This window comes from Kitasatospora sp. NPDC094019 (assembly GCF_044764505.1).
Taxonomy (GTDB): domain Bacteria; phylum Actinomycetota; class Actinomycetes; order Streptomycetales; family Streptomycetaceae; genus Kitasatospora.
This window is the reverse complement of sequence record NZ_JBIWIF010000003.1, coordinates 294,197-315,223: the sequence shown is the minus strand read 5'-3', so window position 1 is coordinate 315,223 and position 21,027 is coordinate 294,197. Positions and strand designations below refer to the sequence as shown.

20 protein-coding genes are annotated in these 21,027 nt (G+C 74.4%); 9 read left to right on the top strand and 11 right to left on the bottom strand.

Features of this window, described 5'->3' with window-relative positions; all coding sequences use genetic code 11:
- Positions 1–145: 145 nt before the first annotated feature.
- A complete protein-coding gene (locus ACIQ9P_RS09185) occupies positions 146–505 on the top strand; it encodes a hypothetical protein (RefSeq protein WP_402352183.1) in 360 nt (119 codons plus the stop codon).
- Positions 506–509: 4 nt separating this feature from the next.
- Here ACIQ9P_RS09185 and ACIQ9P_RS09180 read toward each other — a convergent pair whose 3' ends face one another.
- Positions 510–929: a VOC family protein gene (locus ACIQ9P_RS09180; protein ID WP_402352180.1), complete on the bottom strand. Its 420-nt coding sequence runs from the start codon at positions 927–929 to the stop codon at positions 510–512.
- A gap of 120 nt (positions 930–1,049) precedes the next feature.
- On the opposite strand from ACIQ9P_RS09180, the gene ACIQ9P_RS09175 reads away from it, so the two are divergent.
- Entirely contained in the window at positions 1,050–1,565 is a 516-nt protein-coding gene (locus tag ACIQ9P_RS09175) for a MarR family winged helix-turn-helix transcriptional regulator (protein ID WP_402352177.1), read from the top strand.
- Positions 1,566–1,609: 44 nt separating this feature from the next.
- Here the strand turns inward: ACIQ9P_RS09175 and ACIQ9P_RS09170 are convergent, their stop codons facing one another.
- Positions 1,610–2,230: a C40 family peptidase gene (locus ACIQ9P_RS09170; protein ID WP_402352175.1), complete on the bottom strand. Its 621-nt coding sequence runs from the start codon at positions 2,228–2,230 to the stop codon at positions 1,610–1,612.
- Positions 2,231–2,423: 193 nt separating this feature from the next.
- Here ACIQ9P_RS09170 and ACIQ9P_RS09165 point away from each other — a divergent pair, with 193 nt between their 5' ends.
- Both ACIQ9P_RS09165 and ACIQ9P_RS09160 read left to right on the top strand, forming a co-directional pair.
- On the top strand, positions 2,424–2,843 hold the full coding sequence (locus ACIQ9P_RS09165; protein WP_402352172.1) for a RidA family protein: 420 nt from the start codon (positions 2,424–2,426) through the stop codon (positions 2,841–2,843).
- A gap of 307 nt (positions 2,844–3,150) precedes the next feature.
- The gene (locus ACIQ9P_RS09160; protein WP_402352169.1) at positions 3,151–3,840 is read left to right on the top strand and encodes a ScbR family autoregulator-binding transcription factor; all 690 of its coding nucleotides are present in this window, start codon (positions 3,151–3,153) and stop codon (positions 3,838–3,840) included.
- A 140-nt stretch (positions 3,841–3,980) separates the two neighbouring features.
- Here the strand turns inward: ACIQ9P_RS09160 and ACIQ9P_RS09155 are convergent, their stop codons facing one another.
- Both ACIQ9P_RS09155 and ACIQ9P_RS09150 read right to left on the bottom strand, forming a co-directional pair.
- Positions 3,981–5,051, bottom strand: coding sequence for a TIGR03617 family F420-dependent LLM class oxidoreductase (locus tag ACIQ9P_RS09155; RefSeq protein ID WP_402352166.1), 1,071 nt, complete (start codon positions 5,049–5,051; stop codon positions 3,981–3,983).
- A 61-nt stretch (positions 5,052–5,112) separates the two neighbouring features.
- Positions 5,113–5,568, bottom strand: a complete 456-nt coding sequence (locus tag ACIQ9P_RS09150) for a MarR family winged helix-turn-helix transcriptional regulator (RefSeq protein WP_402352163.1) — start codon at positions 5,566–5,568, stop codon at positions 5,113–5,115.
- A 251-nt stretch (positions 5,569–5,819) separates the two neighbouring features.
- On the opposite strand from ACIQ9P_RS09150, the gene ACIQ9P_RS09145 reads away from it, so the two are divergent.
- The 3 genes from ACIQ9P_RS09145 (at position 5,820) to ACIQ9P_RS09135 (ending at position 9,850) form a co-directional block, all read left to right on the top strand.
- Positions 5,820–7,292, top strand: coding sequence for an MFS transporter (locus ACIQ9P_RS09145; protein ID WP_402352160.1), 1,473 nt, complete (start codon positions 5,820–5,822; stop codon positions 7,290–7,292).
- A 126-nt stretch (positions 7,293–7,418) separates the two neighbouring features.
- The gene (locus ACIQ9P_RS09140) at positions 7,419–8,009 is read left to right on the top strand and encodes an isochorismatase family protein (RefSeq protein WP_402352157.1); all 591 of its coding nucleotides are present in this window, start codon (positions 7,419–7,421) and stop codon (positions 8,007–8,009) included.
- A 158-nt stretch (positions 8,010–8,167) separates the two neighbouring features.
- Complete coding sequence (locus ACIQ9P_RS09135; protein WP_402352154.1) at positions 8,168–9,850, top strand: AMP-binding protein; 1,683 nt, start codon at positions 8,168–8,170, stop codon at positions 9,848–9,850.
- A gap of 186 nt (positions 9,851–10,036) precedes the next feature.
- Here ACIQ9P_RS09135 and ACIQ9P_RS09130 read toward each other — a convergent pair whose 3' ends face one another.
- From ACIQ9P_RS09130 to ACIQ9P_RS09105, 6 genes are all read right to left on the bottom strand, one after another.
- On the bottom strand, positions 10,037–11,188 hold the full coding sequence (locus tag ACIQ9P_RS09130) for an N-acetylmuramoyl-L-alanine amidase (protein WP_402352151.1): 1,152 nt from the start codon (positions 11,186–11,188) through the stop codon (positions 10,037–10,039).
- 173 nt (positions 11,189–11,361) lie between these two features.
- Positions 11,362–14,775 (bottom strand): tetratricopeptide repeat protein, encoded by a 3,414-nt coding sequence (locus ACIQ9P_RS09125; protein WP_402352148.1) that lies wholly within the window; start codon positions 14,773–14,775, stop codon positions 11,362–11,364.
- 297 nt (positions 14,776–15,072) lie between these two features.
- Positions 15,073–15,543 (bottom strand): hypothetical protein, encoded by a 471-nt coding sequence (locus ACIQ9P_RS09120; protein WP_402352146.1) that lies wholly within the window; start codon positions 15,541–15,543, stop codon positions 15,073–15,075.
- Positions 15,544–15,730: 187 nt separating this feature from the next.
- Positions 15,731–16,783, bottom strand: a complete 1,053-nt coding sequence (locus tag ACIQ9P_RS09115) for a CU044_5270 family protein (protein ID WP_402352143.1) — start codon at positions 16,781–16,783, stop codon at positions 15,731–15,733.
- Complete coding sequence (locus ACIQ9P_RS09110; protein ID WP_402352140.1) at positions 16,780–17,415, bottom strand: RNA polymerase sigma factor; 636 nt, start codon at positions 17,413–17,415, stop codon at positions 16,780–16,782. Before ACIQ9P_RS09110 ends, ACIQ9P_RS09115 begins: the two co-directional genes overlap by 4 nt.
- 217 nt (positions 17,416–17,632) lie before the next feature.
- Positions 17,633–18,250: an RICIN domain-containing protein gene (locus tag ACIQ9P_RS09105; RefSeq protein ID WP_402352138.1), complete on the bottom strand. Its 618-nt coding sequence runs from the start codon at positions 18,248–18,250 to the stop codon at positions 17,633–17,635.
- Between the two features lie 350 nt (positions 18,251–18,600).
- Here ACIQ9P_RS09105 and ACIQ9P_RS09100 point away from each other — a divergent pair, with 350 nt between their 5' ends.
- Together ACIQ9P_RS09100 and ACIQ9P_RS09095 are read left to right on the top strand one after the other, a co-directional pair.
- On the top strand, positions 18,601–18,807 hold the full coding sequence (locus tag ACIQ9P_RS09100; RefSeq protein WP_402352135.1) for a hypothetical protein: 207 nt from the start codon (positions 18,601–18,603) through the stop codon (positions 18,805–18,807).
- Between the two features lie 162 nt (positions 18,808–18,969).
- On the top strand, positions 18,970–20,202 hold the full coding sequence (locus tag ACIQ9P_RS09095; RefSeq protein ID WP_402352132.1) for a serine hydrolase domain-containing protein: 1,233 nt from the start codon (positions 18,970–18,972) through the stop codon (positions 20,200–20,202).
- A 49-nt stretch (positions 20,203–20,251) separates the two neighbouring features.
- On the opposite strand, the gene ACIQ9P_RS09090 is transcribed toward ACIQ9P_RS09095, so the two are convergent.
- Positions 20,252–20,905 carry a GNAT family N-acetyltransferase gene (locus ACIQ9P_RS09090; protein WP_402352129.1) on the bottom strand — a complete coding sequence of 218 codons (654 nt, stop codon included), beginning with the start codon at positions 20,903–20,905 and terminating at the stop codon, positions 20,252–20,254.
- Between the last annotated feature and the right edge of the window lie 122 nt (positions 20,906–21,027).

Here is a 21,027-nt window from a genome sequence, read left to right as displayed (position 1 = left end):
CTCACCGGCAGGGCCGGCCGCGGCGGGACACCCCGCCGCGGCCGGCCCTCGCCGCCTCCGGCAGCCGCACTGCGGGCACTGCCCGCACTGCCTGCACTATCCGTACTGCCCGCACTGCCCGCACTACCGAGAGGACGACCGTTCGATGGCCCGGCCGTACGACGAGAACCACCGCGAGGCGCTCCGCGACCAGCTCGCCCTGCCGGTGGCCGAGCGCACCTGCCCGATCTGCGCCCACACCGGCCTGCGCTCCTACCACCACGAGGAGTTCGGCCGGAGCAGCCCCTCGATGATCAACTACCTCTGGTGCCCCGACTGCCACGGCTACTACTCCTCCTTCACCGCCGCCGACCGTCACACGGTCGACCGCGACCCCCTCGCCGAGGCCCACGGCGACCGGATCGCCGAGGTGATGCGGGACCCGGAGGGTCTGCTGCGCCTCCTCGACGGTTACTGGGCCGGAGGCAGTCTGCCGCAGCGAATGCTGCGCCGTTCGCGCGGCTGACGGGTCAGTACGACTGGAGTTCGATCAGCCTGCCCTCCGGGTCGCGCAGATGCGCGGTGCGCAGCCCCGGCCCCCACGCGGGGCGGTCGGTCGGGCCGGCGACGGGACTGCCGCCGTGCCGCAGGCAGAGGTCGAGGGCGGGCCCGACGTCCTCGACCCGGAACACCAGCATGCTGCCGTCCTGGGCGGCGGTCGTTCCGGCGGCCGGTTCGGAGGGCAGCGCGGCGGTGCCGACGGCGCTGGCCAGCAGGCTCCGGTCGAACAGCGACAGCACGGCCTGCCCGTCGAGGTCCCAGGTGGCGTAGGGGCCGTCGGGCGTCCCCTTGACCGGGGCGGCGCCGGTCAGCGGGGGCAGGACGGCCCGGTAGAAGTCGTAGCAGGCGGGGAAGTCGGCGACGAGCAGGCGGTGGTACAGGGCGTCCATGGTCGGGGTTCCTCGCCTCGGGGGGTGTGGTCGTTCGGGCTCGGTCGTTCATGTTCGGTCGTTCAGGTCGATAAATCATGGGTCGGCTCCCACTATAGGTTCGCACCCTAGACTTCTCCCATGGCCCCAGAGGAATCCGGCTCCGCCCCTTCCGCCCCCGCTCCCGCTCCTGTGCCCGACGGTCCGTCACCCGCCCGGGCGACCCCGCCGACCCTGCTGGACCTCAGCACCTACCTGCTCTCCCGGACCGGGAAGGCGGCCCGCTCCCGGCTCGCCGAACGCCTCGCCCGGCGGGGCCTGCGGCTGTGGGACATGGCGGTGCTCGCCGCGCTGGTCGACTTCGGCCCCCACGCGCAGCGGGATCTGGTGCGGCGGCTGGGGGTCGACGCCAGCGACATGGCCAAGGTCGCCGACCACCTGGCCCTCGCCGGGTACGTCGAACGGGTCCGGGACGCCGCCGACCGCCGTCGGCTGTCGGTGACCGTCACCGACGCGGGCCGCGCGCTGCTCGCCGAACTGCGGGCCGAGGCGCTGGCCGTGCAGGACGAGGTGCTGGCCCCGCTGAGCGGGTCGGAACGACGCGCCCTGCACGAGCTGCTCTCCCGGATCCACGCGGAGCTGCCGGGCGCGCCGTGACCCGCCCGGCCACCGGTCGGCGGTCCGGTGTCAGTGGTCAGTGGTCAGTGGTCAGTGGTCGGTGGTCGGTGGTCGAGCGGCAGCGGGCGGCGGGCGCCGGCGAACTCGGCGGCCCAACGGGGCAGGTCGAGAACGCCCTCGACCCGGGCCACCAGGGTGCCGGTGCGTTCGGCGTGGATCATCGCGCCGTCGCCGGTCCAGATGCCCACGTGGTGCAGGGGCGCGTCCGGGCGGGAGAAGAACAGCAGGTCGCCGGGCAGCAGGCCGCCCCGGTCGACCGGGGCGGAGCGGTGGAACTGGGCGACCGTGTAGTGGCCGAGCTCGACCGCCCCGCCGCTCGCCCGGTACCAGCAGTGCAGCGACAGTCCGCTGCAGTCGAAGCCGATCGTGCTCTCGCCCAGGCACCGGCCGTCCAGGTAGCCGTTCTCCTCGTCGCAGAAGCCGAGGCTGGGCCCGAGCCGGTCGCCGCCGCCCCAGGCGTACGGGACGCCGAGCTGCGCGGCCGCCACGGCGGCGACCTCGAGGCCGAGCGGGAGCCCCGGGTCCTCCCCGCGGGGGCGGGCCGCGGCGGAACCGGCCCCCAGCGCGGGGGCCAGGCCGACCCCCAGGGCGGCCCCCAGCAGTCGGCGGCGGGCCCAGCCCCCGGTGGTGTGCGGAAACGGCACGGCAGCCCCCTCGGTCGTCGGCGAACCACCAGGATCCCGCCTCGGGCTCCCGGGTCGCCATCACCCGCGGAGGTGAATTCCCGAGCGACGGGGCCCGGGGTGCCCGGCGCGGCGCGGTAAATCGATTGACGGTATCGGCGGCGGCTTCGAACGATGGGTCCGACAGAACCGAACGACCGTCCGGGAGGCACCCATGAGCAGCGCCGTCAGGCTGATCCGCAACCACCGCCTCACCAAGGCCGTCGACTACGCCTACGCGGCGGCCGTCGACGTACCGGTCCGCTCGCTCTGGCTGGCCGGGGCCTGCCCGCTGGACGCCGAGGGGCGCACGGTGGCCGTGGGCGACTACGCGGGCCAGGCCCACCAGGCGATGCGGAACCTGGTCACCGTGCTGGAGGACGAGGGCGCCGCGCTCACGGACGTGGTGCGCACCACGGTCTACGTGGCCTCCTCCCGGCAGAGCGACCTGGTCGCCGTCTGGGACGTCCACCGCGAGTACTTCGGCGAGCACGACGTGCCGAGCACCCTGCTGGGGGTGTCCGTGCTCGGGTACCACGACCAGTTGGTGGAGGTCGAGGCCGTCGCGGTCCTGCCCCGGGTGGAGGCGGGATGAGGGGAGCGGGGCGGAAGGGGTGAACTCCCGGGCCGCTCCGGCCTCCCCGGCCCTTCGCCGCCCGGCGGTCCGCCCGCGAGCGCAACCGGTGACGCACCCGGAGCGGGTCCGGAGCACGCCCCCGCTCCGGGCGGGGGCCGGGCCGACCCCCGGGGTGTCCGTCCGGGGCTGAGCGCGCGGTCGGTAGTCTCTGACAGCCCGTGTGCGGGTGCCCCCGCCGGGACGGCATTCGGGGCGCCCCCGGGCCCCGGGTAAGATACGGGCTGTTTGGTTTTGTTTCGGTGCGGGTGTGGTGGGGGTGGTCGGGGTGGTGCGACAGGAACGGGCGCTGCGGACGCGGCGGCTGATTCTGGAGGCCGCGGCCTCGGTGTTCGACGACTTCGGTTACGAGCGGGCGACCATCGGGGAGGTCGTGGCCCGGGCCGGCGTGACGCGCGGCGCCGTCTACTTCCACTTCGCCTCGAAGCGGGAGCTCGCCCAAGGGGTGATCGAGGGGCAGTTCGAGGCCGAGGCCGTGCCGGAGCGCTCGTGCAAGCTCCAGGAGTTCGTGGACACCGGGATGGTGGTCACGCACCTGGTGCCGATCGATCCGCTGGTCAGTGCCGCCGTGCGGCTCTCGGTGGACCAGGGCGCGGACAAGCAGATGGGCATCGACGCCGCCCCCGGCTGGATCTCCCGGCTGGAGCGGCTGCTGGTCGACGCGGGCGAGCGCGGCGAACTGCTGCCGCACGTGGTGCCGGCCGAGACGGCGGGGCTGATGACGGCCTCCTGGGTCGGTGTGCAGCTCCAGTCGCAGCGTTTCACCGGCCGCGCCGACCTCACCGTCCGGGTCTCGACGCTGTACCGGCACCTGATGCCGAGCGTGGCCGTCCCGGGTGTGCTCGCCTGTCTGGACCTGGCTCCGGACCGGGGCGCTCGGGTCTACGCCGAGATGACGGCGCTGCGTGAGGCGGCGGCCGCCCCCGGCCCGGAGGGCGCCGAGCCCGACGCGGGCTGAGGCACTGTCACGCTCCTTCGCCCGTCGCACGCGTGACGCGGCGTACGGTACGGCCGCGGTGGCGAACCGTACGGCGCGTCCGGTTTTCCGTTCGGGCGGCCCTTCCGGGCCGACTGCGGAGCGTAGCCGTCCCGGCCGCGTCAGCGCTGGGCCGGGCGGCCGTCCAGGGCGCGCAGCGCGTCGAGGACGTCCAGGCCGAGGTCCGGGTCGGCGTCCTCGGGCAGGCTGACCGAGACCCTGGTGGCCAGGCCCGCGTAGCGGCGGTGGATCTCCCGGGCGGTCTCCTCGACGGTGCCCGCCACGGCGAAGGTGTCGAAGACCCGGTCGTCGATCAGCGCGGCCATCTCCGGCCACCGCCCGCGCAGCGACAGCCGGTGCAGTTCCTCGTGCAGGTCCTCCCACCCGTGCTGGGCCAGCACCGGGCGGTAGGCGGGCGTGGAGGCGTAGAAGGCGAGCCGTTCCCGGACGGACGCGCGGTGGGCGCGCAGTTCCTCCTCGGTGCGTCCGGTCGCCGTGAGCACGCTCCCGACGATCTCGAACGGCCGCCCGGTCCAGGCCGCGCCCGCCGCCTCGGCCGCGCCGCGTTCCTCGGCCAGCGCGGGCAGTACCTGCCGGGTCAGGTAGTCGACCGAGGTGAACGGGTGGCTGAGGAAGCCGTCGGCGACCGCCCCGGCGGCGCGCACCATCAGCGGGCCGACCCCGGCCAGCAGGAGTCGCGGCACTCCGGCTGGGACGGGGTCGGGGGCGAAGACGGGCGTCATCACCGTGTGGGTGTAGAAGTCGCCCCGGAAGCGCAGCCGGTCGCCGGTCTGCCAGCTGTGCCAGATCGCCCGGACGGCGTGCACGTACTCGCGCATCCGCGCGGCGGGCCGGTCCCAGGGCATGCCGAAGCGTTTCTCGATGTGCGGCTTGACCTGGGAGCCGAGGCCGATCACGGCCCGGCCGCCGGAGGCCGCGTGCAGGCCCCAGGACTGGTAGGCGAGCCCCATCGGGGTGCGGGCGAGGGCGACCGCCACGCCGGTGGCCAGCTCGATGGAGCTGGTGCGGTCGGCCGCCCGGGCCAGTTGCAGGAACGGGTCGTAGGCGGTCTCGGAGACCACCAGCCGGTCCGCGCCCCGCCGTTCGGCCCGTTCGGCGGCGTCGAGGATGCCGGCCGGATGCGCGGGGGCGAGGGCGTCGAGCAGGAGGGCGGGGGTCTGTGGACGGTCCATGCGGTCGGGGCTCCTGGTGCGGGCGGGGGCCGCCGGGGCCGTGGCGCCCGGCGACGGCGGGTCAGGGGCGGGGCCAGGGCCGGCCGTCGAGGCGTTCGACGCCGGTGTTGAAGCGCCGGAGGAAGGCGGCGAAGGTCCGGACGTCCTCGGCGGGCCAGTCGGCCATCACCTGGTCGAGGGCGTTGGCGTGCGCGGCGCGGTCCTCGTCGAGGCGGCGGTCGCCCTCCTCGGTGGTGCGGAACTTGCGGGCCATCCCGCCCTCCGGGTCGGGGATCCGCTCGACCAGTCCGGCCCGGGTCATCGCGGCGGTCTGCCGGTTCAGGGTGGAGGCGTCCAGCCCGAAGGCGTCGCTGAGTTCGCCGATCGACATCGGGCCCTGCGCCCGGATCCGGCTGAGCAGGATGTAGGCGCTGCGGTCGAGCCGACTGCCCTCCGGCTGGGCGCCGGCCGGGCTCAGGTAGTGGTGCCGGCTGAGCACCATGTACTCGAACGCCACCTCGTCCGTGGGCCCGCTCATGATGCCGTCCTTCCCGCCCTGGTGCCGGGGCGCTGACCTGCGGTGTTTGCGCACAGTATGGCAGGCGGCGGCCCAGGGTAGCGATGTGCACGATACATATCATGTGTATTCTGCATATGAATGGGCATGGTCGCGGCACCCGGCTGTCGTACCCGGCCGCGGACGACCGCGAACGGCCGTCCGCGACCGCGCACTCCGCACCGCGCGTCACCCGGCCCTGCCCGCCGACCGGAACCGAGGAGCCCCCGCTCATGGCCGCCCCACAGACCACCGCCCCCGACCGGACCCGGGGAGTCGTCGCCACCCTCGCCCTCACCGGCACGGTGGCGGCGATCATGCAGACCCTGGTCACCCCGCTGATCGGCGAACTGCCGAGGATCCTGGACACCTCCCCCTCCAACGCCTCCTGGGTGATCACCGCCACCCTGCTCTCCGCCGCCGTGTTCGTGCCGATCAGCGGCCGCCTCGGCGACCTGTTCGGCAAGCGGCGGATGCTGCTGGCCTGCTGCGCCCCGCTGCTGCTCGGCTCGGTGATCTGCGCGCTGACCTCCTCGGTGCTGCCGATGATCGCCGGGCGCGGTCTCCAGGGCATGGGCATGGGCGTGGTGCCGCTCGGCATCAGCCTGCTGCGCGACGTGCTGCCGCCCGAGCGGCTGGGCTCCGCGATCGCCCTGGTGAGCGCCTCGATGGGCATCGGCGGTGGCCTCGGCCTGCCGATCTCGGCGGCCGTCGCCCAGTACGCCAGCTGGCGGGCGCTGTTCTGGGGCGCGGCCGTCCTCACCGTGGCGGTCGCTGCGCTGATCCGTTTCCTGGTCCCCGCGCCCACCACCCGACCGACCGGTGGGCACTTCGACGCGGTCGGGGCGCTCGGCCTCGGCGCCGGGCTGGTCTGCCTGCTGCTGCCGGTCTCCAAGGGCGCCGACTGGGGCTGGACCGACGGGACGACGCTCGGCCTGTTCGCGGCCGCGCTGGTGCTGCTGCTGGCCTGGGGCGTGTGGGAACTGCGCCTCGCCGAGCCGCTGGTCGACCTGAGGGTGACCGCCAGGCCGAGGGTGCTGCTGACCAACGCGGCGTCCGTCCTGGTCGGCTTCGGGATGTACGCGCAGGCGCTGATCGTTCCGCAGCTGCTCCAGCTGCCGGCGGCCACCGGGTACGGCCTGGGCCAGTCGATGCTCGCGATGGGGCTGTGGATGGCGCCGTCCGGTCTGATGATGATGGTCGTCTCGCCCCTCGGTGGCCGGCTCTCGGCGGCGCGCGGCCCCAAGTTCACCCTGGTCGCCGGCGCGCTGGCGATCTCGGCCGGGTACGGGCTGTCGATGCTGCTGATCGGGTCCACCTGGGGCGTGCTGGTGGTCACGCTGATCTGCAACGCCGGTGTGGGCCTCGCCTACGGCGCGATGCCGGCGCTGATCATGAGCGCGGTGCCGCTCTCCGAGACGGCCTCGGCGAACAGTTTCAACAGCCTGATGCGCTCGCTCGGCACCTCCGTCTCGGCGGCCGTGGTGGGCGTCGTGCTCGCCCAGCTGACCACCACCGTCGGCGGGCACGTGCTGCCCTCCGAGACCGGGTTCCGGGTGGGCCTGCTGATCGGCTGCGGGGTGGCGCTGGCCGCGGCGGCGGTGGCCGCCACCGTCCCGGCGCCGCCGCTCCCCGCGGTGCGGGAGTCCGTCGGGGCCCAGGAGCCCGCCGGGGCCGCCCCGGTACAGGACGGCACCCACGCCTGATCGGCTGCGGGCCCGGGCAGCCGCGGACCCGATCGGGTGAGTGTCCGGCGCGTGCGCCGGACCTCCCCGATCCGGGCGGGTGAGCATACCGGGGGACAAGTCACCCCCCGAGAAAGGGATTTCACCATGGGTCGGGCTCTGATCGTGGTCGACGTGCAGAAGGACTTCTGCGAGGGCGGCAGCGTCCCGGTGAAGGGCGGCGCCGGCCGGGCCGGTGCCATCGCCGACCTGGTCCGCGCCGCGGACGGCGCGTACAGCTGCGTCGTCGCCACCCGGGACCACCACATCGACCCGGGCCCGCACTTCTCCGACCACCCGGACTTCCGGGACTCGTTCCCGGTGCACTGCGTGGTCGGCGGCGAGGGCGGCGAGTTCCATCCCGACTTCGCCCCCGCCGTCGCCGAAGGGGCGGTCGACGAGGTGTTCTTCAAGGGCGCCCGGTCCGCGTCGAAGAGCGGGTTCGAGGGCTTCGCCGCGGACGGCACCCCGCTGGCCGACTGGCTGCGCGCCCGCGGTGTCGACGGTGTCGACGTCGTCGGCATCGCCACCGACCACTGCGTCCGGGCCACCGCGCTCGACGGGGCGAAGGCGGGTTTCGCCGTCCGCGTCCTGCTCGACTGCACGGCGGGGGTGGCCGCCGACACCACCGCCACGGCGCTGGACGAACTCCGGGGCGCCGGTGTCGCTCTGACGGGCACCCCGGTGGTCCTGGCCTGACCCGGGCCGCTCCCCGTCCTCTCCTCGCCCGGCCCGTCCCGGCCCCGGCGCGACCCCCGCCAGGTCGTCGGGGCGGACCGGCGGAAGCGGGTGACGGGGGGTGGTGGTCTGCGTAGACTCGGTCGCCCTGTGCCCGGACGAGTCCTGGAGCCGTTGCGATGACCCCGCCCCCTCCCGAGCCTGTTGCCTCCCCTCGCCCCGCTCCCAGCATCAGCGCCGGCAGCACCTCGGTGCCCCTGCTGGAGCACACCATCGGCGTCGCCCTCGACCGCGCGGTGGCCGCGTTCCCCGACCGGGAGGCGCTGGTCGACCTGCCGAGCGGGCGCCGCTGGACCTACCGGGAGCTGGCGGCGGAGGTGGACCGGATCGCGCTCGGCCTGCTGGGCCTCGGCGTCGGGGTCGGTGACCGGGTCGGCATCTGGGCGCCGAACTGCCCCGAGTGGGTGTTCACCCAGTACGCCACCGCGCGGATCGGCGCCGTCCTGGTGACGGTCAACCCGGGCTACCGGGCGCACGAGGTCGAGTACGTGCTGAGGCAGGCGGGGATCCGCACGGTGGTCGCCGCGCCGAGCTTCCGGACCTCCGACTACGCGGCCATGCTCGCCGAGGCGGGCCCGCGCTGCCCCGGCCTGCGGGACGTGCTGCTGATCGGCTCGCCCGAGTGGCGTGGCCTGACGGCGGCGGGGGAGCGCGGCGACCGGGCGCTGCTGGCGGCGGTCGGCGCGGGACTCGGAGCCCACGATCCGATCAACATCCAGTACACCTCGGGCACCACCGGATTCCCCAAGGGCGCCACCCTCTCGCACCACAACATCCTCAACAACGGCTACTTCGTCGGGGAGCTGTGCGGCTACACGGAGGCGGACCGGATCTGCGTGCCGGTGCCGTTCTACCACTGCTTCGGCATGGTGATGGGCAATCTGGCGGCGCTCTCGCACGGCGCCTGCGTGGTGGTCCCGGCCCCGGTCTTCGACGCGGCGGCGACCCTGCGCGCGGTGGCGGCCGAACGCTGCACCTCGCTCTACGGCGTGCCGACCATGTTCATCGCCGAGCTGAACGACCCGGGTTTCGCCGGGTACGACCTGTCCGGTCTGCGGACCGGGATCATGGCCGGCTCGCCGTGTCCGACCGAGGTGATGAAGCAGGTCGTCGACCGGATGGGGATGCGGGACGTCTCCATCTGCTACGGCATGACCGAGACCTCCCCGGTCTCCACCCAGACCCGGGCCGGGGACCCGCTGGAGCGGCGGGTCTCCACCGTCGGGCGGGTCGGCTCGCACCTGGAGGTCGCGGTGGCGGACCCGGAGACCGGCCTGATCGTGCCGCGCGGCACCCCCGGCGAACTCCGCACCCGGGGCTACTCGGTGATGCTCGGCTACTGGGACCAGCCGGACCGCACCGCGGAGGCGGTCGACGCCGAGGGCTGGATGCACACCGGCGACCTCGCGGTGATGGACGAGGAGGGCTACCTCACCATCACCGGCCGGCTCAAGGACATGGTGATCAGGGGCGGCGAGAACATCTACCCGCGCGAGGTCGAGGAGTTCCTGCACACCCACCCGGACGTCCTGGACGTCCAGGTCGTCGGCGTCCCCGACGACAAGTACGGCGAGGAGCTGATGGCCTGGATCCGGCTGCGGCCCGGCGCGCCCGAGCTGACCGCGGAGGCGCTGCGCGCGTACTGCGCGGGCCGGATCGCGCACTACAAGGTGCCGCGCTACGTGCACCTGGTGGAGGAGTTCCCGATGACGGTCACCGGGAAGGTCCGCAAGGTGGAGATGCGGGAGCGGGCCGCGGAACTGCTCGGCGGGGCCGGGGCGACGGACGCCGCGCACGCCTGACGGCCCGCGCGGCCGGTGAGGCCCGCCAGGCGCGCGGGGCCCGCCGGAGGCGCGTGGCCCGCGAGCCCCGTCAGACCCGCCAGGCCCGTGAACCGGGCCCGCCGCGGGGCGTCGGGTGCTCCCGACGCCCCGCGGCGGCGTCGACCGGTCGCGCCGGTCGGTCGTGTCCGGGCGGCGTCGCGCCCGTCAGAGCGCGGCGACCTCGGCCCGCAGGGCGGGCAGGGCGGCGTACATGACGCCGCCGGGGCAGTCGGTGGCCAGCCAGTCGCGGTGACCGCTGATCATGTCGACCGGCTTGGTGACGCCGTTGACCGGGTTGACGAAGGTGACCTTCGCCTGCGGGTCGAGCCCGTGGGTGCGGGCGGCCAGCGCGAGCACCAGGGCGAGCGAGTGGCGGGCCTTGGCGGTGGGCTCCTGGTTGACCAGGGTGCCGAGCAGGGCGATGCCGAGGTTGCCCGAGTTGAAGCCGGCGGTGTGGAAGGCGGTCACCGCGTTGCCGTTGGCGTCGAACCCGGGGATGCCGTCGTCACCGGACCAGCGGCCCTCGTAGATCCGGCCGGCCTCGTCGATGAGGAAGTGGTAGCCGATGTCGCCCCAGTCGTTGGTGATCGCGTGGTACTCGTAGATCGCCCGCACGGTGGCGGCCGGGTCCGGGTCCGCGTTCGGGGTGTCGGTGTGGTGCACCGTCAGGGTCTGCAGCGGGTAGTACTTGGCGGGGGAGTTCTCCACGCCGTTCTTGAACCGCTTGGACTCGTCGGCGCCCCAGGCGGCGCGGCTGAGGTACTCGACGCCGCAGAAGGTGACCGGGGCGGTCGGCGAGAGCGTGGTGGTGCGGGCCGGGCCCGTGGTGGTGTCCAGCGCGGTGGAGCGCAGGTTGGTGGCGCCGTCGGGCAGTCGCAGGTCGTAACCGACCGCGCCGTCGGCCGGGACCAGCGCGGCCGAGACCGGGGCGGCCTTCGCGGCGGTGCCCGCGACGTCGGGGCCGCCCGCGCAGCCGGTGGCGATCGGCTGCCAGGCGCCCGGGCCGGTCTCCTCGTGGTGGAGCCGGATGGAGCCGCCGCGGCGGGGACCGTCCCAGCTCACGCCGACGTACTGGATCGGGAAGTCGGTCCGCACCCCGGCGGCGGCGCGACCGGCGGCGGAGCGGGCCCGGGTGGCGGGGACGGTCACGGTCCGGGCGGCCTGGGTGCCGGGCGCGGCCGGGGCCGGGGTGGCCGGCGTGGCCGGGGCGCTCGGCGCGGCGGCGTGCGCGGCCGGGGCGGTGGCGATCGCGGCGGCGGTGGCGCCGATCGCGGTCACCAGCGTGCGGCGGCTCACGGCGGAGCTGGGGTTCGGCATCGGGATCCTGTTCTCGGGGTGGCGCGGACGTGCAGGTCGACCGGCCGCGGCCGGTCATGCGTCGATCATGAATCTACCCAAATGATCGTTTCTGGTGGCAACCCCTAAAGTTCGCCTGCCCGAACGGGCAGTCCGTCGGGCCGCCCCGCCCGCCCCGCCCGGGCCCGCCGCCGCTACCCGAGTATCCGCAGCGCCGCCTCCGCCCGAGCTCCCACCGGTGCCCCGGCGCACGCGAGTTCACCGAGATAGAGGCAGACATCGGCCCGCGCCGCCCCGGCCCCGGGCACCGCGAGGAAGGCCCGCGCCAGCTCCGCCGGATCAGCACCTCCGGCGACCAGACCGTGCAGCAGCTTGCGCAGCGCCGGCTCGAACGGGTCCCGCGGATCGTCGTACGGGCACTCCAGGAAGGCGTCCCAGGCGTCCGCCGAACCGGCCACCCCCTCCGTCAGCAGCCGCAGCACCGCCACCTCCACCAGTACCGTCGCCGACCCCGAAGCCTCCGGAGCCACCTCCGCCAGCAGCGTCCGGGCCTCCTCGAACCGGCCGTCGTGCCGGTACGCCGCCGCCAGCGCGCACCGCACCGGCGTGTCAGCCGGATCACGCGCCAGCACCGCCGACAGGTCGGCCACCGCCTCCGCCGGACGCCCGGCCTGCCGGTGCGCCTGACCACGCTCGGCCAGGGCCCAGGTGTAGTCCGGATTGTGGGTGATCGCGGCCGTCAGATCGGCGATCGCCTCCTCCACCAGACCCGCCTGCCGCCGCGCCTGGCCCCGCGACCCGAGCGCCCACGGGTCGTCCGGTTCCAGCGCCAGCGCGGCGCTCAGATCGGTGACCGCCTCCTCCAGATCGCCCGCCAACCGGTGCGCCTCCCCGCGCAGCGCCAGCGCCCAGGCGTAGTCCGGATCGATCACCAGGACGGCCGTCAGGTCCGCGATCGCGTCGTCCAGCCGGCCCGCCTGCCGGTACGCCTGCCCGCGCGCCCGCAGTGCCCACACGTCCGAGGGGTCCAGGCCCAGCGCCGAGGTCAGGTCCGCGATCGCGTCGTCCAGGCGGCCCGCCTGGCGGTGCGCCTCGCCCCGCTCGGCCAGCGCCCACGCGTACTCCGGGTCCAGCGCGAGCGCCGCCGTGAAGTCCGCGACCGCCTCGTCCAGGCGGCCCGCCTGGCGGTGCGCCTCGCCCCGCTCGCCGACCGCCCACGCGTACTCCGGGTTGAGGGCCAGTGCGGCGGTGAAGTCCGCGACCGCCTCGTCCAGGCGGCCCGCCTGGCGGTGCGCCTGGGCCCGGGACCCCAGCGCCCAGGCGTGCTCAGGATTGAGCGCCACCGCCGCCGTGAAGTCCGCCACCGCCTCCTCGGGCCGGCCCGCCTGGCGGTGCGCCTCGCCCCGCTCGGCCAGCGCCCACGCGTTCTCCGGGCCGAGCGCCAGCGCGGCGGTCAGATCGGTGATCGCGTCGTCCAGCCGCCCGGCCTGCCGCAGCGCCTGGCCCCGGGAACTCAGCGACCAGGCGTCAGCGGGGTCCAGTGCCAGCGCGGCGGTGAAGTCCGCCACCGCCTCGGCCAGCCGCCCGGCGGTCCGGAACGCCTCGCCGCGCTGGGTGAACGCCCACGCGTACTCGGGGTCGAGCAGGATGGCGGCGGTCAGATCGGCGACCGCCTCGTCCAGCCGCCCGGCCAGCCGGTGCGCCTGGCCGCGCGAGCCCAGCGCCCAGGCGTCGTCCGGGTCGAGCGTCAGCGCCGCCGTGAAGTCCGCCATCGCCTCCTCGGTCAGCCCGGCCAACTGCCGTGCCTCGCCGCGCCGGGACAGCGCCCAGGCGTACTCCGGGTCGAGCGCCAGCGCGGCGGTGAAGTCCGCCAGCGCCCGCTCGTGGTGGCCGTGCCAGTTCAGCACCCGTCCCCGGTAGGCGAGTGCCTGCGGCAGGTCGGCGGCGATCGCGACGGCCTGGTCCAGATCGGCGAGGGCGTCGTCGTCCCGGTCCTCGACGAAGTACTGGTAACCACGATGGGTGAGTGCCCAGGCCCGCACCCGGACCGGCAGACCGGGGCCGGCGAGCACGTCCAGGACGGCGAGCACCGGCCGCTCACCGGCCGCCGCCGCGTGGACCCGGCGGGCCCAGCGGGTCAGTTCCGCGTCGTCGCTGTCGTGCGCGGCCCGGCCGAGCATCTCCGCCCACGGCGCCAGCGCGTCCGGCGCGTCCCCGGCGGTGCGGGCGGTGTGCTCCAGGGCGCGCGGCAGCCGGGCCAGCGGATCGGCGCACAACAGGTGGTAGGTCTCGTTCAGCAGGTGCCGCCGCCACCTCGGGTCGGCGCCGCGCCGGGCCGCCGGCAGGTACTGCTCGACCGCCGCCCGGGTCGCGGCGTGGTGTTCGGCGAGGCGGGTGTGCGCGGCCGTCCACTCCCGCGGGGTGTGGATCCGGCGCCGACGCACCATGCTGCTGCGCACCACGGCGTGGTACTGCAGGAAGTCCCCGCGCCCGGTCACGAACGGCTGCACCGACAGCCAGTCCCAGACGGCCGGTTCGGCGTCCGGGACGGCGCAGGCGAAGAGGTCCCGGTTCAGCTGCAGCGGGAGTGCGGCGGCCAGTACGGTGTCCCGGCGCTCCTGCTCGGGGATCCACTGCAGGAAGCGCACCACCGCCTGGTCGACCATGTCGGCGCCGACGTCGGCGACCTCCTCCACCGCGCCGGGATCGGCCGCCGCCAGCAGCGCGACCAGCAGTGGCAGTCGCATCGACATCCGCAGCACCGCGTCCACCACCTGCGGATCGGTGACCCGGTGCGCCGCCAGCAGGTCGCGCGCCTCCTGCTCGGTGAACACCTCCAGCGGCACGTCCACCAGGACGGGTCGCCACGGGGCCCACTCGCGCTCGGCCAGTTCGTCCCGGCCGGCCAGCACGAACACCACCTCCAGCGGCAGCGGGCCGAACGCGTCGTCGAGCATCTCCCGCAGCCACCCGTCGAGATAGCGGCCGGTCAGTTCCCAGGTGTCGAGGAACAGCACGATCCACGGCCGGCGGCCGCGGTCACGATCCCGGTCGCGGTCGCAGAGTCGGCCCAGCTCGGCGACGAAGGCGCGGCAGAGCGCCGCTTCCTCGACGTCGCCCCCGCGTCGGCGCTGGCGCACCCCGGCGATGAGGCGCTCGGCGCCCTGGGCCACCGCGTCCGGGTTCGCCATCGCCGCGACCACGCCCGCGCCCGGCAGCACCGAGGCCGCCCCGAAGGCCGCCTGGGTGACCAGCCGGGCGGGCAGCGACGCGCCCTCCCCGCCGGGCGGCTGCTCCGGCTCGCGGTCCGCGGCGGACTGCAGCGAACGCCGGTACTGCTCCAGTGCCTTGTCGAACTCCCGCAGCGGACCGGCCTGTTCGGCGAGCTGTCGGGCGAGCGCGGTGAGCGCCGTGGCGACACCGTGCACATCGGTCTCGTCGACCAGCGCGGTGAGCGCGCCGGCCCGCCGGGCCGCCTCGCGCCACTGGGCGAGCAGGGTGGACTTGCCGACCCCGCCGACCCCGCGCACATGGAACAGGAAGTCCGCCGGGTCCGGTCCGGAGTCCGGATCCGGGTCGCGGGCGAGGTTGTCCACGAACAGCGCCAACTGCACTCTGCGGCCGATGAATTGCGCACCGGTGCGCTGACGCACCGCCTCCGCACGCGACAGACGCCTCCGTGCCTGTGCCATGCCACCCCCTGCCGTACCGCCCGGCGGGCCGCGCCGACCACGAGTCCGGTGCCGCCGGTGCCGCTGTCGTGAGGACGACCGTAGTGAATCGGCCCCGGCGTTGTCCTGCTTTCGGCCATCTGTGGTGTGCAGGGCGGGTGTTGACAGCTGGGCGGGCGGACGCCCCGGAGCGGTGCCTGGTGCTGCGGGGCGGTGGGGGTAGTGGGGGGCGGGTCAGAGGATGGTGATCCTGAAGGTGCGGCTGTTGTTGTCCGGCGTCGGGTCGTCCGGGAGATCGGCCTCGACCTCGCCGTCCAGCACCTCGGGGTCCATGCCGGAGGCGACCGAGATCCGCACCTCGGCGGCGACCGAGGCACCCGGCGCCAGGCCGGCCGGGACGGTGCAGGCCACGGTGTGGCCGTGGGGCAGCGTGGTACAGGTCGCGCCGGAGGACTTCCCGGTCCCCACCACCCCCGGCGGCAGGTGCACGTACAGCGTGAACGGTTCGGCGGTGGCGGTGCCCCCGGCGTTGGTCACCAGCGGGTGCAGCAGGGTGGAGCCGCCGTCGGCCACCGGGGCGGGGTCGGCGGCGGAGACCACGAGGTCCGGGCCGGCCGCGCACGCGTCGGCGGCCGCCGGTCCGGCGCCCAGCAGCACCGCCGCGCACGCGGCCCGCAGGGACCTGGAAAGCAGGAGTCGGGACATCGCACTCACCCATTTCGTTCGGTACGCCGGACCGCCGCTCGGGGCCGGCGGCGGGCCCGAGCGGGCCGTGCCAGTGCCAGCATCGGTGCCCCGCCGCGTCGCCCGGTGGGGGACACGGCGGGGCACCGCCCGTACGGGTGATCCGGTGGGCCGCCCGGTTCAGGAGCCGCGCCCGGTTCCGGAACCGTCAGGCCGTGGCCTCCCCGGCGCCGGGCCGCTGGTTCTTCGCGTCGACGACCGCCCGGGTGACGATGGTCGTACGCTCCACGACGGTGCCGGGCTTGACGCCGTTGAACTCCCGGACCTGCACCCCGCGGCTGCCGAGGTACTGGTGGCTCGTCCGGTCGAAGATCCACTCCGACCGCTCGCCGGTCCAGGGGTCGAGCCGCGCCAACGCGATCCCGTCCCGGCCGGAGACGTCCTGCGCGTGCTCGACCACCACGACGCCCGGGATCCTGCCGGCGGCCTGGTAGAGCGCGGCGGCGAGGCCGGCCGGCACGAGCTGCTCGCGGATGAGCGAGCCGATCTCGTTGAACGCCTGCTGGTCGTGGTCCCGGTCGCCGCTCACCGTCGCGTAGACGGACTTCAACAGGGCTTCGGGGTCGGCCGGTTGGGCCGAGAGCCACTGGTAGGTGTTCTGCTTGCGGGGCTCCTTGTTGTCCAGGGTGATGCCGCCCTTGTCCTGGTAGCCCGGCTCGTCCAGCCAGCCCTTGGTGCCGTCGGGCGACTTCCACACCTCGCGGTCGTGCAGCGGCTGGACCCAGGTCGCGTCCTCCCCGGTGTCGGCGTTGTGGCTGCTGGCCATGAACGAGACCTGGCTCTTGATGTAGATGAACTGGCCCGGTCCCGGCTGGGGCAGGGGGTGCGCGGTCGCGGCGGCCGCGATCTCCTGGACCGTCGAGGCGAGCCGCACGGTGCTGCCCTCCTCGATCTGCACGACGGGTGCCTTGACCAGCCGCGGGGCGGCCACGGTGCTGGTGCCGGGCGAGCCGCCCAGGGTCACCACCACGGCCAGGGCCGCCGCGGCGGCGGCGACGGGGGTGGCGAAGAGCACGGCGCGGCGCAGCGGCCTTCTTGCCGGGGTGGCCGCGGGGGCGGCGTCGGGCTGCTGGATCTCGCTCATCAAGTACTCCTCGAGCAGGTCCTGGCGGTCGGCCGCCAGGCGGGGATCGGCCGGCGCCGGGAGCAGACGGGCCAGTTCCGCGTGGTCGAGCGGTTCGGTACTCCGCTTGCGGATCATCGGTGCGTCTCCTTGTGCGGCCGGGCCGCGATGCCGCGGCTGCCCTGTACTTGTCCGGGGGTCGGGAGCGGTTCCGTGTTCTTCCTGGCGGCGCGCAGTTCGTCGTCCGCGAGTCTGCGCAGCCGGGTGCGGGCCCGGGAGAGGCGCGAGCGCACGGTGCCGACGGGCACCCCGAGGGTTGCCGCAGCCTCCGCGTAGCCGAGCCCGGACCAGACGCAGAGGGCGAAGACCTCGCGCTCCGAGCGCCGCAGCCGCCCCAGTGCCTTCCGGGCGGCCGTGAGCTGCTCGGAGTCGGCCATCCGCCCGACGAGTTCGTCGGCGAAGTCGGGCACCGGGTCGGCCACGGGCATCCGGGCCAGCGCCAGGTTGTGGCGGCGCGCGGCCCGGGTCGTATTGCGCAGCACGTTGACGGCGATGCCCATCAGCCAGGGCCGCGGACCGTCGCCCTCGTCGCGCAGTTTCCCGCGCAGGCGCCAGGCTTCCAGAAAGGTCAGCGAGACCACGTCCTCGGCGAGCGCCCAGTTCCCGGTCACACGCACGGCATGGCGGTACACCAGGGAGGAGTGCTCCCGGAAGAGCTCGCGAAATGCTTCGGGGTTCCCGGCCCGGAGCCGGGAGTGCGGATGGTTCACATGATGCCTTGTCCGGGCGGACCGACCGGTTCCTGTGACGCGCGTCACCGATCGGACGTGCCGCCGAGGCCGATCCCTCGGCCCGGTTCGACCCGTTGAGCTCCTCGACGCGGTTACGGGATGGGCACGGCCGGTCCGGTGGTCGGCTTCGGGAAGGGGGTGGGCACGGCCGGTCCGGTGGTCGGCTTCGGGAAGGGGGTGGTGACGCCCAGGACCGTCAGAGGGTGTGCCAGAGGTGGTCGTCGGTACCGCCGCCGGGGACGATGCAGTCGTAGAGCCAGGTCGTGCGGTTGCCCGTGTCGGTGCCGTCGGCGGCCACGCCGTCGATGTCGAGGCATTTCCCGGTTCGGTAGTTGACGAGCAGCTTGTCGCCCGAATCCTTGGTCGGCCACGGGAGCCAGTACCACTCCTGGTTGTCGTGGGCGGTGATGCAGCCGTGGAGCCGGATCTCGGTCCCGTTGGGCAGATCGCCGCCGGTGCCCGGGACGTCGAGGCAGAGGTAGGTGCTCAGGCTGCTCTGGACGACGAACCTGTCCAACTGCGTCACGGCGCCGTTCGGGTAGGTGTAGTCGAACGATCCCGTGCCGATGAGGTCCCAGATCTGGTTGTCCCCCGGGGTGCACTGGAAGACCCCGACCCGGTCGCCGGGCCACGGCGCGCTGTCGCCCGGCACGTCCAGGCACCTGGCTGTCGTGGTGGATGTTGCGTCGTTGATGATCCACACCCGGTACTTGAGGACGTACGCGTTCGCGGGCGGTGCGGCGACGACGAGTGCGAGCAGCGCGGCGCCGACCAGGGCGAGCAGGCGGGCGGGTATCGACAGGCTTCGTTTCACGGCGCTCCTCGGATCTGTGACGGACGGGAACGGGCCGGGGGCTCGCTCCGCGCACGACCGGGCGCGGCTCCCCCGGGCCGGATCGGATCCTATGGCCGGCAGGTCCCTTCGCGGGGGCCGTGATCCGGTCAACAGTGGTGTTCGCCCGGGTGCGGCGGGCCGGGTCGGCGGCGTACGGCCGGACGGGCCTGCAGGGGTCACTCCAGGGGCGTAAGTTCTCACCCGTTCGGCCCGTCCGGGTTGCGGTGGTATCCGGTTTTTCCACGTTCGTGTGCAAACGTGTGTCGCGTCCGGCCGTCCTCGGAGGCGGCCGGCCAAGGCTATTGACCATCCATCAAGGAGACCCTGAGATGTCGGTTCGTGGAAAGCTCCGCCAGTTCGCCGTGATCGCCACCGTCGCCGCCGCGGCGGCCGTGATCGCGCCGACCGCCGCGGTGGCTCACGGCGGGGGCGCGCAGCCGTCCGCCTCGTCGGGCCTGCAGGCCGGCAACGCCGCGGTCGGCCTCGTCGGCCCGCGCGGCAGCTGGGTGCAGTACTTCGACCGTTCCAACGGCTGATCCCACGCTCCTCGAACGCCCCGGGGCTTCGGCCCCGGGGCGTTCGCGCGCGTCCGGCGGGGCGGTGCGCCGGGCGGTGCGCTGCTTCCACCGGAGGACGCTGCGGAGTGTTGCGCCGGATTGCGTCGGTCCGGGCCCGGAGTGTCCGCCCATAGTGCGGTCATGACCTTCTCCCGTACCAGGGTGCTCGCCGCCGCCGTCCTCACGGTCGCGACCCTGACCTCCGTCGCCCTGCCGGCCGGACCGCCGGCCGCCGCCCGCGCCCTCGCCAAGGCCCCCTCGCCCGGGCACCCCTGCGTCCGCTCGGATCCCGACGCCGACCCCCGGGCCCGTGAGGTGCTCGACATCGCCCGACAGGTCCAGCGGGAGCTGGATCTGAAGTCGGTGATCCTGCGGGTCACCGTCGACGGGCACGAGCTCGTCACCGGGGCCCTCGGTGAGTCGATGACGGGGGTTCCGGCCGAACCCGCGATGCACTTCCGGGCCGGATCGGTGGTCTTCCCGTTCTTCGGCGTCATCCTGCTGCAACTCGCCGAGGAGGGCCGGATCGGCCTGGACGACCCGATCGCCAAATGGCTGCCGGACGTTCCGAAGGCGGACCGGATCACCCTGCGGATGCTCGGCGACACCACCTCCGGTCTCGCCGACTACGTCACCGACCAGGGCTTCCTGGACGAGCTCGCCGCCGAGCCGTTCCGCCACTGGACCCCGGAGGAACTGGTCGGCATCTCCACCTCGAAGAACTTCTGGTACGAGCCCGGGACCAACTGGAGCTACTCGCACGCGAACTTCGTCCTGCTCGGCGAGGCACTGGAGCGGATCACCGGTACCCGGCTGGACCACCTGCTGGAGCAGCGGATCTTCGGGCCGCTCGGTATGCGCCGGACGGCGAACAGCTTCACCCCCGACCTCCCCACCCCCGTGCAGCACGCCTTCACCGCCTCGCGCGGCCGGTACGAGGAGTCGACGTTCTGGAACCCGTCCTGGACCACCGCCCCGGGCGCGGTGCTGGTCAGTGACATCTGCGACCTGACCCGCTCGGTGGAGGCCGTCGGTACCGGCGAACTGCTCTCCGAGGCATCCTTCCGGACCCAGCTGAACCCCGGCACCGTCGGCCTGCCCGGTCCGGTGCACGGCTGCCCGCAGGACGTCTGCCTGCCGCAGACCGAGGCCCAGCACTTCGGCCTGGGAGTCATCGTCGACCGGGGCTGGATCCTGTCCAATCCCTCCTTCTCCGGCTACGCGGCGATCGAGGCGTACCAGCCGGACGAGCGCCTGGCGATCGCCGTCAGCACGACGCGGAACTGCGACGCGCCGGACCGCAACACCGCGCAGGACGTGGCCCGCCGGATCGCCGAGCGGCTCTCGCCGGACCACCCGCTCAAGGTCGGCTGACCCGCTGTCGACGGTCGTGAGCCCCGCCGGGTGCTCGGCCCGGTGGAGTTCACGGCGTGCCGCGCCGCTGTCGCGGGGCGAGCGCGGGCTCGGGGTCGCTGGCGAGCCGGGCGTGAAGGTGCTCGTCGTGGTACGTCCCGTCGCCGAAGCGGTGCGAGGCCCGCAGAGTGCCCTCGGGGAGATAGCCGCAGTTCAGGGCCAGTCGGCAGGAGGCTTCGTTGCCGACCGCGTGGGCGATCTCGATCCGGCGGGCGTCGGCCGTGCGGAAGCCCCAGGCGGTGACCGCCCTGGTGGCCCGGCCGATCACGCCCCGGCCGCGCCCGGCCGGCGGCGCCCAGTAGCCGATCATCGCCAGGCCGTCCGAGCGGTCGACCCAGCGCAGGTTTACGCAGCCCAGCAGGGCGCCGTCGGCGGCGTCCAGGACCGCGAACGGGGCGGCCACGCCCCGGTCCCAGGTGTCCTCGCGGGCCTCCAGCCAGGTCAGGGCGGCGGCGGGGTCGTGGGTCGCGAGCGGGTTCCAGAGGGCGATCAGCGGATCGGCCGCGGCGGCGACGAGGCTGTCCAGCACCGGACCCGGCTCCGCGTCCGCCCGCGCCCACGGCCGGAGCACCGTGTCGCCCAGGTCGAGCGTGGTGCGGCGGAAGGTGCGCGGCTCGGCGCTGTCCGGGCGGGCGGGGGCGGGTATGGAGACGGGAGTACTCATGGACGTCTTCCTACCGGGTCGTCAGGCGTCTCGCCAGCCGTTTTTCCCCCGGAGGCCGCGTCCGGGGCGGGTGCGACCGGTCCGGAGGGGCGGTGGACGCCGGTCGAGGCCGGTGGTGGCCG

What these genes read in the sequence shown, in the direction of transcription:
- ACIQ9P_RS09180 (WP_402352180.1), bottom strand. Translation starts at nt 929, where the DNA reads ATGGACGCCCTGTACCACCGCCTGCTCGTCGCCGACTTCCCCGCCTGC.
- ACIQ9P_RS09115 (WP_402352143.1), bottom strand. Translation starts at nt 16,783, where the DNA reads ATGATCCGCAAGCGGAGTACCGAACCGCTCGACCACGCGGAACTGGCC.
- ACIQ9P_RS09090 (WP_402352129.1), bottom strand. Translation starts at nt 20,905, where the DNA reads ATGAGTACTCCCGTCTCCATACCCGCCCCCGCCCGCCCGGACAGCGCC.
- ACIQ9P_RS09165 (WP_402352172.1), top strand. Translation starts at nt 2,424, where the DNA reads ATGAGCAGCGCCGTCAGGCTGATCCGCAACCACCGCCTCACCAAGGCC.
- ACIQ9P_RS09175 (WP_402352177.1), top strand. Translation starts at nt 1,050, where the DNA reads ATGGCCCCAGAGGAATCCGGCTCCGCCCCTTCCGCCCCCGCTCCCGCT.
- ACIQ9P_RS09155 (WP_402352166.1), bottom strand. Translation starts at nt 5,051, where the DNA reads ATGGACCGTCCACAGACCCCCGCCCTCCTGCTCGACGCCCTCGCCCCC.
- ACIQ9P_RS09120 (WP_402352146.1), bottom strand. Translation starts at nt 15,543, where the DNA reads ATGTCCCGACTCCTGCTTTCCAGGTCCCTGCGGGCCGCGTGCGCGGCG.
- ACIQ9P_RS09145 (WP_402352160.1), top strand. Translation starts at nt 5,820, where the DNA reads ATGGCCGCCCCACAGACCACCGCCCCCGACCGGACCCGGGGAGTCGTC.
- ACIQ9P_RS09135 (WP_402352154.1), top strand. Translation starts at nt 8,168, where the DNA reads ATGACCCCGCCCCCTCCCGAGCCTGTTGCCTCCCCTCGCCCCGCTCCC.
- ACIQ9P_RS09100 (WP_402352135.1), top strand. Translation starts at nt 18,601, where the DNA reads ATGTCGGTTCGTGGAAAGCTCCGCCAGTTCGCCGTGATCGCCACCGTC.
- ACIQ9P_RS09130 (WP_402352151.1), bottom strand. Translation starts at nt 11,188, where the DNA reads ATGCCGAACCCCAGCTCCGCCGTGAGCCGCCGCACGCTGGTGACCGCG.
- ACIQ9P_RS09150 (WP_402352163.1), bottom strand. Translation starts at nt 5,568, where the DNA reads ATGAGCGGGCCCACGGACGAGGTGGCGTTCGAGTACATGGTGCTCAGC.
- ACIQ9P_RS09185 (WP_402352183.1), top strand. Translation starts at nt 146, where the DNA reads ATGGCCCGGCCGTACGACGAGAACCACCGCGAGGCGCTCCGCGACCAG.
- ACIQ9P_RS09095 (WP_402352132.1), top strand. Translation starts at nt 18,970, where the DNA reads ATGACCTTCTCCCGTACCAGGGTGCTCGCCGCCGCCGTCCTCACGGTC.
- ACIQ9P_RS09140 (WP_402352157.1), top strand. Translation starts at nt 7,419, where the DNA reads ATGGGTCGGGCTCTGATCGTGGTCGACGTGCAGAAGGACTTCTGCGAG.